Genomic DNA, 17077 nt, shown 5'->3' with positions numbered 1-17077 from the left:
GCTGGCGCGTGATCGATGTTTCTCTTATATCCGCGGAAGTATTTGTCCCGTTCTCCCGGATTCATTGCCGGTTTGTCCAACGATCAGGGCAGCCGCTCTCGCTATCCAGGATTGCGGATATCACATGACGCACCCCTCAATGCAGGACTGCATTTTGGGCGCCTCCCCTTGACCGGATGCAAAAGCACGGCCATGTGAGCGACAATTATACGAGATTTCGTCGCGCGCAGCGGAATTCTTCTGCCGCACCACAGCTGATATGAGACCTCATGGACGTCGTCGTCGTCGAATCGCCGGCCAAAGCGAAGACAATCAACAAGTACCTCGGAAAGAACTACAAGGTCCTGGCCTCGTTCGGCCACGTCCGCGATCTGCCGGCCAAGGATGGCTCGGTGCGTCCGGACGAGGATTTTGCCATGTCCTGGGCTGTCGACACCGCCTCGAGCAAACGTCTTGCCGACATCGCCAAGGCGGTCAAGGACGCCGACGGCCTGATCCTCGCCACCGATCCGGACCGCGAGGGCGAAGCCATTTCCTGGCATGTCCTTGAAGTGCTGAAGCAGAAGCGTGCGCTGAAGGACAAGCCGGTCAGCCGCGTCGTCTTCAACGCCATCACCAAATCGTCGGTGCTAGAAGCGATGGCCAATCCGCGCCAGATCGATGCGCCGCTGGTCGACGCCTATCTCGCCCGCCGCGCGCTCGACTATCTCGTCGGATTCACGCTGTCGCCCGTGCTGTGGCGCAAGCTGCCGGGCGCCCGCTCTGCCGGCCGCGTCCAGTCGGTGGCGCTGCGCCTCGTCTGCGACCGCGAATTGGAAATCGAGCGCTTCATCCGCGAGGAATACTGGCAGATCGCCGCCATTCTCGGCACGCCGCGCAAGGATAATTTCGAGGCGCGGCTGACTGCCTTCGATCGCAAGAAGCTGCAAAAGCTCGACATTTCGAACAAGGCGCAGGCCGACAACATCAAGGCGATGCTGGATGGCGCGACCTTCAAGGCGCTGTCGGTCGAAGCCAAGCCGACCAGGCGCAATCCAGGCCCGCCCTTCACCACCTCGACGTTGCAGCAGGCCGCCTCCTCGCGCCTCGGTTTTTCGGCAAGCCGCACCATGCAGGTGGCGCAGCGGCTCTATGAAGGCATGGACATCGGCGGCGAGACCACCGGCCTGATCACCTATATGCGAACCGACGGCGTGCAGATGGCGCCCGAGGCGATATCAGCCGCGCGCGATGCGATCGCAAAAGAGTTCGGCCCAAAATACCTGCCCGAAAGGCCGCGCAACTACACCACCAAGGCCAAGAACGCCCAGGAAGCGCACGAAGCGATCCGCCCGACCGACTTCATGCGCACGCCGGCTTCGGTCAGGCAATATCTCGATGCCGACCAGGCGCGGCTTTACGAGATTGTCTGGAAACGCGCCATCGCCAGCCAGATGCAGCCGGCCGAGATCGAGCGTACCACGGTCGAGATCGAGGCGGTCAACGGCGGCCGCAGCGCGGAGCTTCGCGCCGTCGGTTCGGTCATTCGCTTCGATGGCTTCATTGCCGCCTATACCGACCAGAAGGACGAGGATGCGGAAGACGAGGAAGACCGCCGTCTACCCGAGATCCGTGCCGGCGAACAACTCGAGCGCGAGGCGATCAACGCCACCCAGCACACCACCGAACCGCCGCCGCGCTATTCGGAAGCCTCGCTGATCAAGAAGCTGGAAGAGCTCGGCATCGGCCGGCCGTCGACCTACACGGCGATCCTGAAGACGCTGGAGGACCGCGACTACGTCAGCATGGACAAGCGCAAGCTGTTGCCGCAGGCCAAGGGCCGGCTGTTGTCGGCCTTCCTCGAAAGCTTCTTCGAGCGCTATGTCGAGTATGATTTCACCGCCTCGCTCGAGGAAAAACTCGACGAGATTTCCGACGGCAAGCTCGCCTGGAAGGATGTGCTGCGCGATTTCTGGAAGGACTTTTCAGGCGCCGTCGCCGACATCAAGGAATTGCGCGTCACCGATGTGCTCGACGCCCTCAACGAGGAACTGGCGCCGCTGGTGTTTCCGGCGCGGGAGGACGGCTCGAACCCCCGCATCTGCCCGAAATGCGGCACCGGCAACCTGTCGCTGAAGCTCGGCAAATTCGGCGCCTTTGTCGGCTGCTCGAACTATCCCGAATGCTCCTTCACCCGCCAGCTCGGCGACGCCGCCAACCCCAATGCCGAAAACGGCAATGGCGAGGACGGCACCAAGGTGCTGGGCAAGGACCCCTACACGGCGGAGGAAATCACGCTGCGCAGTGGTCGTTTCGGCCCCTATGTCCAGCGCGGCGACGGCAAGGAAGCCAAGCGCTCCAGCCTGCCCAAGGGCTGGACCGTCGATTCGATCGACCACGAAAAAGCCCTCGCCCTGCTGTCGCTGCCGCGCGACGTCGGCAAGCATCCGGAATCCGGCAAGATGATCTCCGCCGGGCTGGGGCGCTACGGCCCGTTCGTGCTACATGACGGCACCTACGCCAATCTCGACAATATCGAGGACGTGTTCTCGATCGGTCTCAACCGCGCCGTGTCGGTGATCGCCGAGAAGCAATTGAAGGGCCCCGGCGGTCGAAATGGCGGCACGCCCGCCGCCTTGAAGGAACTTGGCGAGCATCCGGCGGGCGGCGGCAAGATCGTCGTGCGTGACGGCAAATACGGGCCCTATGTCAATTTCGGCAAGGTCAATGCGACGCTGCCGAAGGGCAAGGACCCGCAGTCGGTGACGATCGAGGATGCGGTAGCGCTGATTGCCGAGAAGGAAGCCAAGGGCGGCAATGGCGGCAGAAAGCCCTTCCGCAAAGCGGCCGCACCTGCCAAAAAGCTTGCGGCCAAAAAACCGGCGGCCCAGAAACCGGCGGCCCAGAAAGTGGCCAACAAAAAGGGATAGTGCATCGTGGCGCGCAGGGAATCCGGAAGAAGTCATGGCGATCTGCGCACCGCCGACACCCGGGCCAAGGTCAAGGATGATTACCGGCCGTCCCGCGACGAAATCCTGCGCTACATCGCCGAAAATCCGGATCGCTCAGGCAAACGCGACATCGCCAAGGCGTTTGCGCTGCGCGGCGAGGACCGTATCTGGCTGAAGGATGTTTTGCGCGACTTGCAGGATGAGGGCCTGCTGACCAAGGAGCGCAAGCGGCTCGCCCGCGTCGGCGCCCTCGCCCATGTCGCCGTGCTCGACATCTTTGGCCGCGACGCCGACGGCGTGCTTTTGGCGCACCCAACCGAAGCCGTGGGCAACGGCGAGCCTCCTGTCATAGCGATACGCGTGTCGCGCGGCGGCGGCGGCCCGACACCGGGCATTGGCGACCGCGTGCTGGCCAAGACCTTTCCAACCGATGACCCGACCGGCCCTGCCTATACCGGGCGAGTGATGAAGATATTCGAGAAGCGCACCGATGCAGTTCTCGGCGTTTTTCGCGTGCTGCAGGACGGTACCTTCCGCATCGAGCCTGTCGAAAGACGCCAGCCGGAGCTGGTCGTCGACAAGGAATTCCGGAACGGCGCCAAGAACGGCGATCTTGTCGAGGTCGAGCCGGCGCGGGCCTCCCGCTACGGGCTGCCCAGGGCCAAGGTGCTGGCGGTGCTGGGTTCGCTAACCAGCGAAAAGGCGGTCTCGATGATCGCCATCCACGCGCACGACATTCCGCATATTCTCCCGGCAGACGTCATCGCGGAGGCGGAGGCGGTCAAACCGGCGACGTTGGCCGGCCGTGAAGACTGGCGCGACCTGCCGCTGGTCACCATCGACCCGGCCGACGCCAAAGACCATGACGACGCCGTGTTCGCGACAGCAGATCCGGACGAGAAGAACCCCGGCGGCGTGGTCGTTACCGTGGCGATTGCCGATGTAGCCGCTTATGTGCGCTATGGCACCGCGCTCGACCGCGAGGCGCTGAAGCGCGGCAACTCGGTCTATTTCCCGGATCGCGTCGTGCCGATGCTGCCGGAGCGCATCTCCAACGACCTTTGTTCGCTGCGCGAAGGCCAGGACCGCCCGGCGCTGGCGGTCCGCATGACCTTCTCGGCCGATGGCCGCAAGCTCAGGCATTCGTTCCACCGCATCATGATGAAATCGGCGGCAAAACTCGCCTATCGCCAGGCGCAGGCCGCGATCGACGGCGCGCCGGACGACAAGACCGGCCCGATCCTCGACACGGTGATGAAGCCGCTGTGGGATGCCTACGCCGTGGTGAAGCGCGGTCGTGAGACGCGCCAGCCGCTCGAGCTCGAACTGCCGGAGCGGAAAATCCTGCTCAAGGAGGATGGCACCGTCGACCGCGTCGTCGTGCCGGAGCGGCTCGACGCGCACAAGCTGATCGAAGAATTCATGATCCAGGCCAATGTCGCGGCGGCCGAGACGCTGGAGGCGAAACGACAGGCGCTGGTCTACCGCATCCATGACGCACCTTCGCTGGCCAAGCAGGAATCGCTGCGTGAATTCCTGCAGACGCTTGGCCTGTCGCTGGCGCGCGGCGCGCAGATGCGGCCAAACCAGTTCAACGGTATTCTGGATCGCGTCCGCGGCGCCGACCATGAGGGGCTGGTCAACGAGGTGGTGCTGCGCACGCAGATGCAAGCCGAATATTCGCCAAGCAATATCGGTCATTTCGGCCTTAACCTGAAACGCTATGCGCACTTCACCTCGCCGATCCGCAGATATGCCGACCTGATCGTGCATCGCGGGCTGATTGCCGCGCTCGGCTTCGGTGCAGGCGGACTGACGCAGGATGAAGCGGAGCGGCTGGAAGAAGTTTCTGCGCTGATCTCAGCCACCGAGCGCCGCGCCATGGCCGCCGAGCGCGACACGGTCGACCGGCTGATCGCCGCCTATCTGGCAGAGCGTGTCGACGATCGCTTCGATGCACGCATTTCGGGCGTCACCAAATCGGGACTATTTGTCCAATTGCCGCAGTATGGCGCAGATGGTTTCATTCCGGTGTCAAGTCTGGGCGGCGATTACTATATATACGACGAAACTGCCCGATCGCTTTTCGGAGAACGCACCGGCAAGGGCTATCAGCTTGCCGACCGCGTCGAGGTTCGCCTGATCGAGGTGGCGCCTATGGCCGGCGCGATGCGTTTCGAGATGCTGACCGACCCAAAGCCGCTGCCCGGCTCCAAACGGTCGTTTCACAAGGCCAAGGGCCGCGCCCGTGCGTCGCAATCGCGTCCAGGCTCGCGCGGCAGGAGACGGTAATGCCAAGCGATCTGAAAATGAACGAACAGGTTTTCGGCGGCCAACAGCACTCGGGCCGGATCGCCCGCCCGCTATGGACGGCGATGAAGCGTGGCGCGCTTGGCCGTTGCCCGCATTGCGGCGAGGGAAAGCTGTTTCGCGCCTTCGTCAAGACCGTCGATACATGCGATCATTGCGGCGAGGCGCTTCATCACCACCGCGCCGACGACCTGCCGGCCTATCTGGTGGTGGCCATCGTCGGCCACATCGTGCTCGGCGCCTTCATGGGTGTCGAAGCGGCCTCCACTCTGTCCACCTGGCAGCACATCGCCATCTGGGTGCCGCTGACCATCCTCATGGCGATCGTCTTGCTGCAGCCGGTCAAGGGCGCCGTCATCGGCCTGCAATGGGCGTTCTATATGCACGGCTTCGGCGGGGAAGAAGATCTGATCGAGTCGCATCCCGAGGCTTGAAACCGAGGCTGGCGCAAATCGGCATGGCTGGACGCCACTTTCGCATCGAAGAAGATTCCGCTAGGTCGTGCGCATGGACGTTATGACCAAGGCGGAAGTCGACAAGGTTGAGCCGATCGCGCTCGACGCCAGGCCTATACGCCCGCGCGACGCCGCGACGCTGATCCTGCTCGACCGCAGGGGCGCCGAGTTCCTGGTGCTGATGGGCAGGCGCCACGCCCGTCACGCCTTCATGCCGGGGAAATTCGTCTTTCCCGGTGGCCGTACCGATCCGGCCGACAGCCGAATTCCCGTTGCCACAGCGCTGCACCCTGAGGAGCAGGCGAGGCTGACTGCCGGCGTCGGCCGCACCAGCCCGGCCCGCGCCCGCGCCATCGCCCTGTCGGCGATTCGCGAGACCTATGAAGAAGCCGGCCTGCTGATCGGCCAGAAGGGCGCCTTCGCCACGACCAGGCGCGATTGGCAGGGTTTCGCCGAGCACGGCGTAAGACCGTCGCTGGAAGCGCTGCGCTTCATCGCGCGCGCCATCACCCCGCCAAACCGGGTGCGGCGCTTCGACACGCGCTTCTTCAGCGCCTGGCGCGAAGACGTCGCCGTGGAGCTGCCGGACGGCGGTCCGACCAACGAGCTGGAGGAACTGGTCTGGCTGCCGCTCGCCAAGGCCAGAGAAGCTGATGTGCCCGACATCACCAGGGCTATCCTGGAGGAGCTGGAAAAGCGGCTCGTCGACGATCCGCGGCTGCGCCCCGGTGGTTCCGTGCCTTTCTACCGGCTTGTCGGCAATCGCTTCGTTCGCGAAATTCTTTAGAGCATAGAGCATTCACATCCTATGACAGTCGATACCCAGCAAGAGGTCGAAGAACGCGTCCATTGGCTGCCGATGATCGCGGCGATCTCGTCGATCAGCGTCGTCGGCATCGCCATCGGCCTCGGCATGCCGCTGCTCAGCGTCATTCTCGAAACGCGTGGCCATTCGGCGTCGATGATCGGCTTCAACACCGCTGTCGCCGGCCTCGCCTCGATCGCCGGCGCACCGCTCGCCACCCCGCTGGCGATGCGGTTCGGCGTCGCCAGGACGATGCTCGCCATGATCGCCACCGGAGTGCTGGCCTTTGTCGGCTTCCATTTCGCACCGGACTTCTGGATGTGGTTTCCGTTGCGCGTCCTGCTGCACATCGCGCTGACGGTGCTTTTCATCCTGTCGGAATTCTGGATCAGCACATCGGCGCCGCCGCACCGGCGCGGTCTCGTCCTCGGCATCTACGCCACCGTGCTGTCGCTCGGCTTTGCCGCCGGGCCGTGGCTGTTCGCCCAACTCGGCAGCGCTGGCTTCCTGCCGTTCGGCGTCATCATGGCGCTGGTGACGCTGGCCGCCATTCCAGTTCTGGCGGCCCGCAACGAGAGCCCGACGATCGTCTCCAACGGCGAAACCAGCAACTTCCTGCGCTACATCTGGTTGGTGCCGACGGCGACCGCTGCGGTGCTGGTGTTCGGCGCGGTCGAGACCGGTGGCTTTGCGCTGTTTCCCGTCTATGGCAACCGCATCGGCTACTCCGAGGCCGATGCCGCCCTGCTGCTCACCATGATCGGCCTCGGCAACGTGCTGTTGCAGATCCCGCTCGGCATGATCAGCGACCGGGTCAGCGACCGCCGTTATCTGCTTCTGGCCTGTGCAACCATCGGGCTTGCCGGCACCATCTTCATGCCGCACTTCGCGCAGAACTGGCATCTGATGGCGGCGCTTCTGTTCGTCTGGGGCGGCGTCGTCGCGGCCATGTACACGATCGGCCTGGCCCATCTCGGCTCGCAGCTTTCCGGCCACGACCTGGCCTCGGCCAACGCTGCCTTCGTGCTCTGCTACGGTGTCGGCATGGTGCTCGGCCCGCAGGCGATCGGCATCGGCATGGACCTTTTCGGCCCCTCCGGTTTCGGCTGGGCGCTCGGCTTGTTCTTCGCCTTCTATATCGCGCTGGTCGGCGCCAGGCTCATCCGAAAAATCCTGTAGAAAGACCCGATCGATGCCTCAGGTGGCGCAAGGCTGCTGACATAACCGTGTCAGCAGCACCTGGGTAGATTGTCAGCAACACGCCACGAATTTGAGGATGCCGCCATGATCGACTCCGGATTTGAAACGAAATCGCTGCGGATGGAATTGCTGCTGCTTGTGACCTTCCAGGCGCCGGCTTCCGATGTCGACCGTATCATGGAAGCGGTGGTCGCGATCGCCCCGCTCACCATGGGCAAATACGACAGCAATGCCTACCAGTCGGCGCACGGCATCGAGCGCTACCGGGCGCTCGAAGGTGCTGCTGCCGGCGCCGAGACCGAATTGCGCAGACGGCATGGCACGGTGGAAGTGTCGTTCGAGCTGCCCGACGACCAGGCGTTGGCCGCCCGCATCGTCGAGGCGATCTTCCAGGTCCACACCTATCAGGAGCCGGTGATCCGCATCCAGCCGATCCTCGCCAGCCGCTCCAAGGGATTGGACGACCGCTCCAACCCGAACCGCTGGTGGAACACCACGGGAGACTGGAAGAAGACCGCCCCAGTTAAAGAAGATGCGTAGATTCGGAAAGCGGCCGGATGAGGGGTGCTCCAGGTTGGCACTGACAGCACTCCGTCCAACACCCCTCTTCCGTCTCGGCGCTACGCGCCGATCCACCTTCTCCCACAATGGGAAGGAAGAGGTCGCCTCACAGGGTTGACTTTCCGGGCGCGTTGTTTATGTGTCGCGCCAAGTTTCCCGCGTCCGGGTGGTTTTCCCGTGCTCCAGCGGCCAAGACTCCACGAACATAATGGACTGATACAATGGCCAAAGCCGCAAACATCAAGATCAAGCTTCTGTCGACCGCCGACACCGGTTTCTTCTACGTCACCAGCAAGAACAGCCGCACCAAGACCGACAAGCTGTCGTTCCGCAAATACGATCCGGTCGCCAAGAAGCACGTCGAGTTCAAGGAAACCAAGATCAAGTAATCTGCTTTCCTGCCTAGACAAAAACGCCGCCCCGTGGGCGGCTTTTTTGTTTTCAAAGCTCGAAAAGTCCAGAATTTCCAGTGCTTGGCGCAGAGACTTGATGTCATTTTGAGAATGGGGGCCGGCCGGCGTTTGGCAGCGGTACGAGGAGGCCACTATGTGCCAGCGCCGGCCGGCCGACCCCACGGACCCAGGAGATGCGGCGGACCTGAATCATGGGGTATTCTTCGGATCGATCCGGCGATCTACCCTCGCGCCGGTCCCGTCATCGGCCTGCACATTTGCGCAACAGCCTGCGAAAATCAACAATTTCTTAACCAAGCCCGGCGAATCGCTTGCGTTAAGGTAAATTCGTAACCCTGTCACATCGACAGGATAATCGGACTTTTACGCCGCCTTGGCGACGACCCGGTTGCGGCCGGCGCTCTTGGCTTCGTAGAGCGCGAGGTCGGCCCGCTTCATCAGCCCGGCAACCGAGTCGACACCCTTCAGCACCGACGACACGCCGACGCTGACGGTAACCTCGATCGTCTTGCCGTCCTGACCGACGGCAAACGGCATCTGGGCGATTTCGGCGCGAATCCGCTCCGCCACCTTTTCGGCGACGGCGCCGTCCGTGTCCGGCATCACCACGACGAACTCCTCGCCACCGAAGCGGCAGGCGAGATCGATGCCGCGCACATTCTTGCGCAGCCGCCGCGCGAATTCGCGCAGCACCTCGTCGCCGCCGTCATGGCCATGCGTGTCGTTGACGGTCTTGAAGCGGTCGAGATCGGTGATCATCACCGACAGCGGCCGCCGCCGCGCCACGGCGCGGTCGAACAGTGTCTGCAGATGGCTGTCGAGGTAACGGCGATTGTGCAATCCCGTCAGCGGGTCGGTCACCGCCATCTCGATGGTCTGGGTGACGCTGGCGCGCAACTGGTCGTTGTAGCGCTTGCGGCGCACCTGCGTGCGCAGCCGCGCGGTCAATTCATGCTGGTCGATCGGACGCATCAGATAATCGTTGATGCCAAGCTCGAGGCCGCGGACGATGCGTCCCTCCTCACCCTGCTCCGCCAGAAGGATGATCGGCACGAAACGGGTGCGATCGAGCGAACGCAGTTGCGAGCAGAGCCTGAGCGGATCGAAATCGGCAAAACCCGTCGAGATCATCACGCATTCATAGGGCGTCTCGGCGGCCTGGAAGAAGCCCGCATGCGGATCGGTGGCGATGTCGAGGTCGGCGCTGCTGCGCAGCATCTTCTGGACGCGCTCAATGGAGGATTTGCGCTCATCGATCAGCAGAACCTTCGGCGTGGTGTCCGCGGACGCGAAGTTGCGGCTCAACAGCTCCTCGATGCCGATATTGCGCGTGGTCGAGGCGCGCAGGCGCAGCTCATCGGTCAAAGTCTTCAGCCGGACCAGGCTTTTGACGCGGGTCATCAATTGCAGATCGTTGACCGGCTTGGTCAGAAAATCGTCCGCACCGGCCTCGAGGCCGCGCACCCGGTCCGAAACCTGGTCGAGCGCGGTGATCATGACGACCGGGATGTGCGACGTCGCCGGATCGCTCTTCAGCCGGCGGCAGACTTCGAACCCGTCCATGTCAGGCATCATCACGTCGAGCAATACGACATCGACCTTGCCGTTTTCACAGGTCTCGATCGCGTCCGGCCCGTTGGTGGCGGTCAGCACCTCGAAATATTCGGCAAGCAGCCGGACCTCGAGCAGCCTGACATTGGCAGGGATGTCGTCGACGACGAGGATCCGTGCAGTCATCTCATAAAGCTCCGGCTCGGCTGGAAGGGCGCATCAGGCGTCGCCCAGGTAGGATTTGATGGTTTCGATGAAACGCGGCACCGAGATCGGCTTGGAAATATAGGCTTCGCAGCCACCCTGGCGGATACGCTCCTCATCGCCTTTCATCGCGAATGCGGTGACGGCAATGACCGGGATAACATGGAGGTCGTCGTCCTCCTTCAGCCATTTGGTCACTTCCAGCCCCGACACTTCGGGCAGCTGGATGTCCATCAAAATGAGGTCCGGCTTGTGCAGTCGCGCCAGATCCAGCGCTTCCAGACCGTTGCGCGTGCGTACCGTCTCGTAACCGCTCGCTTCAATGAGGTCGCGAAAGAGCTTCATGTTGAGCTCGTTGTCCTCGACGATCATGACCTTCTTAGGCATCAAATTCCCGTCCCGGCCTGCCTTCCGCTCGAAGGATGCCGCCATGCGCCCTCGCCGGTACGCACCAAACCCTGCTCAACTCTACCGCGAGATAATTGACGAAACGGAAACCGGCTGCCGGAAAAGCTTCGGATTTCACCGCGAACTCCGCATTGCAGAGACAGATGGCTTGCCGCAGGCGACGCTTGCGATTACTGCCAAAAACAGACTCATTCAACCCACAAGAAGGTAGTGATGGCAAACCCAGGGTCAATGCGCGAGGAAGCGGAAACCATTGCCGTGAAGGCATTGGGCTTCGTCGCCGCCGATCCGGAACTTCTGCCCCGCTTCCTGGCGATCACCGGCATCGAGGCGCATTCGATCCGCCAGGCCGCCGGCGAGCCGGGATTCCTGGCCGGCGTGCTGCAGTTCATCCTCGCCCACGAGCCGACGCTCATGCGGTTCGCGGCGGAAACCGGCACGCCGCCGGCTTCCGTCGGCAGGGCGCTGCGGGCGCTGCCGCTTGGCGACGAGGATCATGAGCATTCGATATAAGCGACGACCGGATCGCGAAAACGCCTACGGCGTCGTTTCTTCTTCGCCGTCGTCGCCGTCAGCATCCGCAACCGGATCGGCCGGTTTCACCATGACACCATTGACGGTGACCGAACCGTCCGGCTTGCCGTTGACGACCCATTCGATGCGGCCGTCCGGCAGCGTCTTGCCGAATCCCTTGATCGCAAGCGCCACCGGCACATATTGCGCGGCTTCCGGCTCCGACTTCGCTGCCGCCTGCAGGCTTTCCACGATCTTGTCATAGCCTGCGACATCGATGGTCACATTGGCCTCCGGCTTCATGCCGGCGAAGGTCATCTCGCCTTCCATCGCGATTTCCATATCGCCGTTTTTCACCGTGCTGTGGCCGATGACAAATTTCGGCATCTTGGCCATGAAATCAGCGGTCAAGGTATCGCCGAAGTCGGCCGGCAGCGGTGGATTCTTGTTCAGATCAAAGGCTTCGATCGCCTTCTTCGCCATGCTGTCGAGATCGATATTGGCGCCGCCGAAACTCAGATTGACATCGGTGGGCAGCAGCGCCGTGCTCCAGGCGGGCGCGAGATTGTCAGGGATCTTCAGTCCCGCGGCCCTGATCGAGTAGTTGATTGCTCCGTTCTGGGCGATGCCGTCGGTTCCGAAGCCTGTGTCCAGTTCAGTCGCCCCGAAAAGCCCGACCGGGCTTTCGACGGTGAGATCCTTGAACCCGTAGGTTCCGTCGAGCCGCTCCCACAGCGGCAGCGCGGCGAGCAGGAGCGATTTGAGCTGCGCCTGGTTGGCCTTCAGTCTAGCCTCGTCTTCATTGGCGACGGCAAATGCCAGCAGATCGAGAAGCGGCCTGGTCCGCACGCCTTTGCCGGTCGCGTTCACCGACAGCTTTGGCGATTTGATCGTGAGCGGGAATTTCAGCCCGCTCTTGGGATCGTCAAAGTCGAGCGCTTCGGCGAAATCGGCGAGCGACTGCGTCGCGGTAAAATCCACGCCGCCATTCGCAGCTTTGCTTGCGTTCATGGTGGCCGTACCGGCGCCGGTGCTCACCTTGGCGCGCTGCACGGCGTCCCGGGAATTCATCGTCATCCCGGCTATCGACTGTGTGGCGCTGGTGAAAGCCGCCAGTTCGGGATCGTAGACGCCGGAAAACTTGCCGTCTGTAATCGAGAACTGCATGCTTTGCGGGCCCTCTGGCCCCTTGAACTCGAAGGACCCGCTTTGCGACACGTCCGCCGAGACGCTCCATGTCCCGTTGCTGCCTGGCTTGACGAGCAATGCGTAGGGGCTGAAGTCGAACTTGAAGGAATTCTGCGCCGCCAGCAGGTCCACGACAGGTTTGAAATCGACGGCGAGTTTGTAGGCGTCGTCTTCCACCGAAACCTTCAGGAAACCGCTGTCGATCGCCTTGCTGCCGAAATAGCGGGACAGATTTTCGGAGAGCTGCTTGGCACCCTCGCCGTCGACGGTCTGGCCGAAGGCAGGCGCGCTGAGCGCGAGGACAAAGACGGCCGGCAGAACACGATTCACGCAGAATCTCCGTTGCTGTTTCTGTGGTAAAAACTCCAGCCGCAACCGTAATCGGAAACCGTCGGGGTGCAATCCCCTCGTTGGGGCTGGAAGCCGTCTATAACCAGCCTTCGCCCTCCGCGCTATCCTCCGGATCGACAGTGGAGCTTCAGGTCGCCTTCTTCGACGTGACGAGGCAAGCGGCGCTGGCATTGAGCAGGCCCCAGCCGAAGACGTCGTCCTTGCCCGGCGCGCCGAGATCTTCCGCCGACTTGCCGAGCGCGTCTTGAATGTCGGCTGCGGTGGCGTTGCCGTTTGCAGATTTCATCAAGGCAGCGGCTGCGGTGACGAAGGGCGCCGCGAAGGAGGTGCCGGTCTTCGGCCGTGCGCCGCTGACCGACGCGGCCGTCCACACTTGGACGCCGGGAGCGGCCAGGTCGATATGCTCGCCGCGGCCGGCGCGCCTGTAGGGGCGTTTCATGCGGTCGACCGCCGTCACCGCGATCACTTCAGCATAGGCCGCCGGATAGGCAGGCCCGGCTTTTGGGCCGCCATTGCCGGCGGCGGCGACGATCACCATGCCGCGTTCGGAGAGTCTTCGGACAACCTGCTCGAGAAGCGCATTCGCAGGTCCCGACAGGCTCATATTCGTCACCTGCACGCCGCGCGCCGAAAGAAAGTCGAGCGCGCGAAGCAGATCGTAGGCCTCCGAGCGGTCATCCTGGCGATCGCCCCGATGAAACGCATCGACCGCGATGAGCCTAGCGTGCGGCAGCAGGCCGGGAGTACGGCTGTCGGCGCCGCCGACAAGCAGGGCCGCGACGGCGGTGCCGTGCTGGCGGCCGGACTCGGGAACGCCGTCGTCCGACAGGCGAAGAACTTCGACCCGGCCTTTCGAGAAGGCGTCATGCGCAGGATTGATCGCGGTGTCGATAAGGCCGATCGTGACATTGCCACCGCAGCCGGCTGGCAGTCCGCTACCGGCCGGCCAGCCGATCAGGCCCGCGGCGGCGCAGTGCGGCCCGGCACATTCGGCTTCTTGTCCGGGCCGGTAGTAATGCACGAAATCTGCCGTCGACTGCGGAGCGGCATCGATGACAAGATCGCGCGCAGCCTCCAGCGGCATGTTGGGTGGAATGCGCAACCGAATCAGCTCCGATCCAAGAAGCTGAATGGCGGCACGGTCCAGTAGGGTGAAGCCGGTTGCCTGAAGCCGACCGATCTCAGCCGAACTCAGCCCGGTCGCCACGATCTGGTCCGGTGCCCGAGACGGCAAAGGGGCGGCTGGCCGTTGCGCACGCCTGCCGCCGCGCCTTGGCGGGCGCGGAAGAAACCGATCCGTCAGCGCGCGAAACAGGTTCGGTCCGGTCGATCGGCTGGACGTCGTTCGCGACCCACCGGGCGAAGCGCCGGACCGACCGCCGTCATCACCACCGCCATCGTCACCGCCACCGTCGTCACCGCCACCGTCGTCATCGGCCAACGCCGATCTTGGTCCGAACTCGCCGAGCGCCAGCTGGCCGCCTGGCGCCTGAGGATCGACGAGCAATGCGACGGCGACCCAGAAAAGCAGCAGGGCTTTTGGTCTCAACCAGGAGGTGGCGCGCATGGTCTCCCTCACATTTCCGGCCGTCGCCGATTTTCAACATCGCGAGGCTAGCGGAGCTGTTCGGCAATAAGCTAGCCTTGCGAGGAACGGGCGCGGGGCCGCTTTATTCCAGAACCTGGAGCAACATGCCGGAAAAAGCCGACCGCGTCCAAGATCAGCTTGTCGCTTTTCTGCCGAATCTGCGCCGGTTCGCGATTGCGCTGTGCCGGTCCCGCGACATCGCGGACGATCTTGTCCAGCGCGCCTGCGAACGGGCGCTCGCCAACGAGCAGCGTTTCGAGCCAGGGACGCGCTTCGACGCGTGGATGTTCAAGATCCTGAGAAATCTGTGGATCGACGACATCCGCAAGCGCAAGGTCGCCGGCCCGCAGGACGATATCGACGGGCGCCATGACATCGCCGGCGTTTCCGGTGAGCGCGAGATGGAGGCGCGGCTGGCGCTGAACAGCGTGGCGCAAGCCATAGGCGATCTCGCCGCCGACCAGCGCGACGTGCTGCTTCTGGTCTGTGTCGAAGAGCTTTCCTACAAGGAGGCCGCGGAAGTCCTTGCCGTGCCGATCGGGACGGTGATGAGCAGGCTGGCCCGAGCGAGGAGGAATCTGGCGGAGGCGACTGGAATATCTTCGGCGCCCATCCGTTCTCCGGTCACAAAAGGGGCTGCAAAATGACCGAAGAGACTTTTTCGGACGAAATCCTGATGCGGTTCGCCGACGGTGAGCTTGATCCGGACATGGTCGCCAGGATCGAGCAGGCGATGGAAACGGACGACCGTCTGGTTGCCAGGATTGCTGTGTTCATCGAAACCAGAGCGCAGGCGCAGGCCGCGCTGAAGCCGCTGCTCGACGAGCCGGTTCCCGAAAAACTTGTCGCGGCCGTCGAGCAGATGATCGAGGCCAGGCGTGCCGGCGAGAAAGCGGCGACGGCATCGATACTGCCCTTCGGCAACAGGCGCTTGGCAGGGCCTGCTTCGAGGTCTCGATGGATGCTGCCAATTGCCGCCTCTCTCGCGGCGGCAATTGGCGGCGGGCTCGCCGGCTATTGGGCAGCAGGCAGCAACGAACGCACGCAGGGCGGCTTGTGGGTTGCCGGCGTCATCAGGCCGGGCCTGGCCCAGGCCCTTGAAACGGTCGAGTCCGGCAAGGAAATCAAGCTCGCCGGGATTAGCGACCGGTTCCGGGCCATCGCTACGTTCCGTAACGATTCGCAGGATTTGTGCCGCGAATTCGAGGTCGACTCGCAGGACCGCTCCACGGTGATGTCGGTCGCCTGCCGTTCCGGCGACGAATGGCGCGTCAGCTTCGCGGTCGTGGCGCCCGGCGACGCCGGAGGCTATGCCCCGGCCTCGTCGACCGAAGCCCTCGACGCCTATCTTTCGGCGATCGAAGCCGGCGCTCCGATGTCAGCCGAGGAGGAAGTCAAAGCGCTGGACGAGATCCGTCAAAAGGACCGGAAGTGAAACTGCGACGGCCCGGCTGCTCTGACCCGGCTTGCTCTGACCCGGCTTGCTCTGAAATGGAATCCAACTTTCTTTGAATGGAATAAAGCCGGCGATCGCCCGTTACTCCGCCGGGCCGCAACTGCCGGTCCGGTCTGAAACAAGGAGTAACTACCATGACAAGACACTGGAAGCTCAAGTCGACACTGGTCGCAGGAATGGCAGCGCTCGCGAGCACCACGGCGCAGGCGAAGGAGTCTCCCGCGGGGGCGCCGGAAACCGAGCGTCCGCCGGCCGCAATGTCCAGCCAAAGCGACGGTTCCTTCATCGTCGCTGGCAACAGCTCTTCAAATTCGAGCTCCAATTCGTCGTCCAACGGTTCGTCGAATTCCAGCTCTAATTCGTCGAGCAATTCGAATTCGAACTCGTCTTCGAACTCCAGCTCCAATTCCTCGAGCAACTCGAATTCGAACTCATCGTCGAACAGTTCCTCCAACTCGAACTCGAACGGTTCGGATCGCGGGTGGTCGCGCAACTGGCGGCGTTGACGCGGGCCGCGCGATAGAGCGGCGGCGCGCTTCGACTTGTGTCCGCGGCTCTAAAACAATCCACAGACAAACGGGGGCCAGCCGGCCCCCGTTTCGCATTCGCTGGCGATTGGCATAGGCCACCACGACGTCGTCAGGGCAAAGCAAGGAGCGAAGCGACGCGGCGCCGACCCTGGGGATCCATTCCGTGACATCCGCCGAAGAATGCAGAATAAAAGCGCTCTGTAGCGATCCTTCGCGCCCCCCTCTGTCCTGCCGGACATCTCCCCCACTTGGGGGGAGATCGGCAGCTTCGCGGACAGCATTCTTTTTGCAACGCTGGTGGTTGGCGAAATCAGTGATGAAGGCCAATCTCCCTCCTTGTGGGGGAGATGTCCGGCAGGACAGAGGGGGGCGCTGTCCCTCGGCGATCAAAGGTTCTGGACCGCAGCAGCGCTCCAAGGTAACGGTATGCACCCCAGGGGTCTGCGTCGCTTCGCCCTAGGATGACGAAGTGGAGGGGTGTTTTCGGCCAATCTCAAAAGTCTGCGATTCCGCTGAAAGGGACCGTGGACGTTCGCTGCCGACCGGCCCCGATGCGTCAAGACAGATCGGCGGTTCGCTTCGACTTGAAAATCTGCCGCGCTTGGCACTCCACA

The 17077-nt window shown here is 63.1% G+C and carries 15 protein-coding genes; 10 read left to right on the top strand and 5 right to left on the bottom strand.

All coding sequences use genetic code 11. The features are described from left to right. Window positions 1-269: 269 nt before the first annotated feature. The 7 genes from topA (at window position 270) to rpmG (ending at window position 8650) form a co-directional block, all read left to right on the top strand. Entirely contained in the window at window positions 270-2909 is a 2640-nt protein-coding gene (topA, locus tag AC0L2C_RS07925) for a type I DNA topoisomerase (RefSeq protein ID WP_473523127.1), read from the top strand. A 6-nt stretch (window positions 2910-2915) separates the two neighbouring features. After that, on the top strand, window positions 2916-5222 hold the full coding sequence (gene rnr, locus AC0L2C_RS07920) for a ribonuclease R (RefSeq protein ID WP_473523126.1): 2307 nt from the start codon (window positions 2916-2918) through the stop codon (window positions 5220-5222). After that, window positions 5222-5674: a DUF983 domain-containing protein gene (locus AC0L2C_RS07915; protein WP_128172325.1), complete on the top strand. Its 453-nt coding sequence runs from the start codon at window positions 5222-5224 to the stop codon at window positions 5672-5674. Before rnr ends, AC0L2C_RS07915 begins: the two co-directional genes overlap by 1 nt. 73 nt (window positions 5675-5747) lie before the next feature. Beyond that, window positions 5748-6482 (top strand): NUDIX hydrolase, encoded by a 735-nt coding sequence (locus AC0L2C_RS07910; RefSeq protein ID WP_128172324.1) that lies wholly within the window; start codon window positions 5748-5750, stop codon window positions 6480-6482. A gap of 21 nt (window positions 6483-6503) precedes the next feature. After that, window positions 6504-7679 carry an MFS transporter gene (locus AC0L2C_RS07905; RefSeq protein ID WP_023801086.1) on the top strand — a complete coding sequence of 392 codons (1176 nt, stop codon included), beginning with the start codon at window positions 6504-6506 and terminating at the stop codon, window positions 7677-7679. Between the two features lie 105 nt (window positions 7680-7784). Further along, a complete protein-coding gene (locus AC0L2C_RS07900) occupies window positions 7785-8240 on the top strand; it encodes a hypothetical protein (RefSeq protein WP_023801085.1) in 456 nt (151 codons plus the stop codon). Between the two features lie 242 nt (window positions 8241-8482). After that, complete coding sequence (gene rpmG, locus AC0L2C_RS07895; protein WP_006201775.1) at window positions 8483-8650, top strand: 50S ribosomal protein L33; 168 nt, start codon at window positions 8483-8485, stop codon at window positions 8648-8650. A gap of 387 nt (window positions 8651-9037) precedes the next feature. Here rpmG and AC0L2C_RS07890 read toward each other — a convergent pair whose 3' ends face one another. Together AC0L2C_RS07890 and AC0L2C_RS07885 are read right to left on the bottom strand one after the other, a co-directional pair. Beyond that, on the bottom strand, window positions 9038-10411 hold the full coding sequence (locus AC0L2C_RS07890) for a PleD family two-component system response regulator (protein WP_023801084.1): 1374 nt from the start codon (window positions 10409-10411) through the stop codon (window positions 9038-9040). 33 nt (window positions 10412-10444) lie between these two features. Next, a complete protein-coding gene (locus AC0L2C_RS07885; RefSeq protein ID WP_287247952.1) occupies window positions 10445-10801 on the bottom strand; it encodes a response regulator in 357 nt (118 codons plus the stop codon). Window positions 10802-11050: 249 nt separating this feature from the next. Between AC0L2C_RS07885 and AC0L2C_RS07880 the strand changes: the two genes are divergently transcribed. Continuing rightward, window positions 11051-11350: a DUF3572 domain-containing protein gene (locus tag AC0L2C_RS07880; RefSeq protein WP_473523125.1), complete on the top strand. Its 300-nt coding sequence runs from the start codon at window positions 11051-11053 to the stop codon at window positions 11348-11350. Window positions 11351-11374: 24 nt separating this feature from the next. Here the strand turns inward: AC0L2C_RS07880 and AC0L2C_RS07875 are convergent, their stop codons facing one another. Next, the gene (locus AC0L2C_RS07875; RefSeq protein ID WP_473523124.1) at window positions 11375-12868 is read right to left on the bottom strand and encodes a hypothetical protein; all 1494 of its coding nucleotides are present in this window, start codon (window positions 12866-12868) and stop codon (window positions 11375-11377) included. Window positions 12869-13016: 148 nt separating this feature from the next. Further along, a complete protein-coding gene (locus AC0L2C_RS07870; RefSeq protein WP_473523123.1) occupies window positions 13017-14456 on the bottom strand; it encodes a S8 family serine peptidase in 1440 nt (479 codons plus the stop codon). Window positions 14457-14581: 125 nt separating this feature from the next. Here AC0L2C_RS07870 and AC0L2C_RS07865 point away from each other — a divergent pair, with 125 nt between their 5' ends. Both AC0L2C_RS07865 and AC0L2C_RS07860 read left to right on the top strand, forming a co-directional pair. Then, complete coding sequence (locus tag AC0L2C_RS07865; RefSeq protein ID WP_473523122.1) at window positions 14582-15124, top strand: RNA polymerase sigma factor; 543 nt, start codon at window positions 14582-14584, stop codon at window positions 15122-15124. Further along, the gene (locus tag AC0L2C_RS07860) at window positions 15121-15912 is read left to right on the top strand and encodes an anti-sigma factor family protein (protein WP_091593572.1); all 792 of its coding nucleotides are present in this window, start codon (window positions 15121-15123) and stop codon (window positions 15910-15912) included. Before AC0L2C_RS07865 ends, AC0L2C_RS07860 begins: the two co-directional genes overlap by 4 nt. Here the strand turns inward: AC0L2C_RS07860 and AC0L2C_RS07855 are convergent. Beyond that, window positions 15872-16387, bottom strand: coding sequence for a hypothetical protein (locus AC0L2C_RS07855; RefSeq protein ID WP_473523121.1), 516 nt, complete (start codon window positions 16385-16387; stop codon window positions 15872-15874). The genes AC0L2C_RS07860 and AC0L2C_RS07855 overlap by 41 nt on opposite strands. Window positions 16388-17077: the final 690 nt, after the last annotated feature.

The sequence above is a fragment of the Mesorhizobium sp. WSM4845 genome, assembly GCF_055811455.1.
Note: the sequence above shows the minus strand (reverse complement) of the source record. Positions and strands in the feature narration are given on the sequence as shown.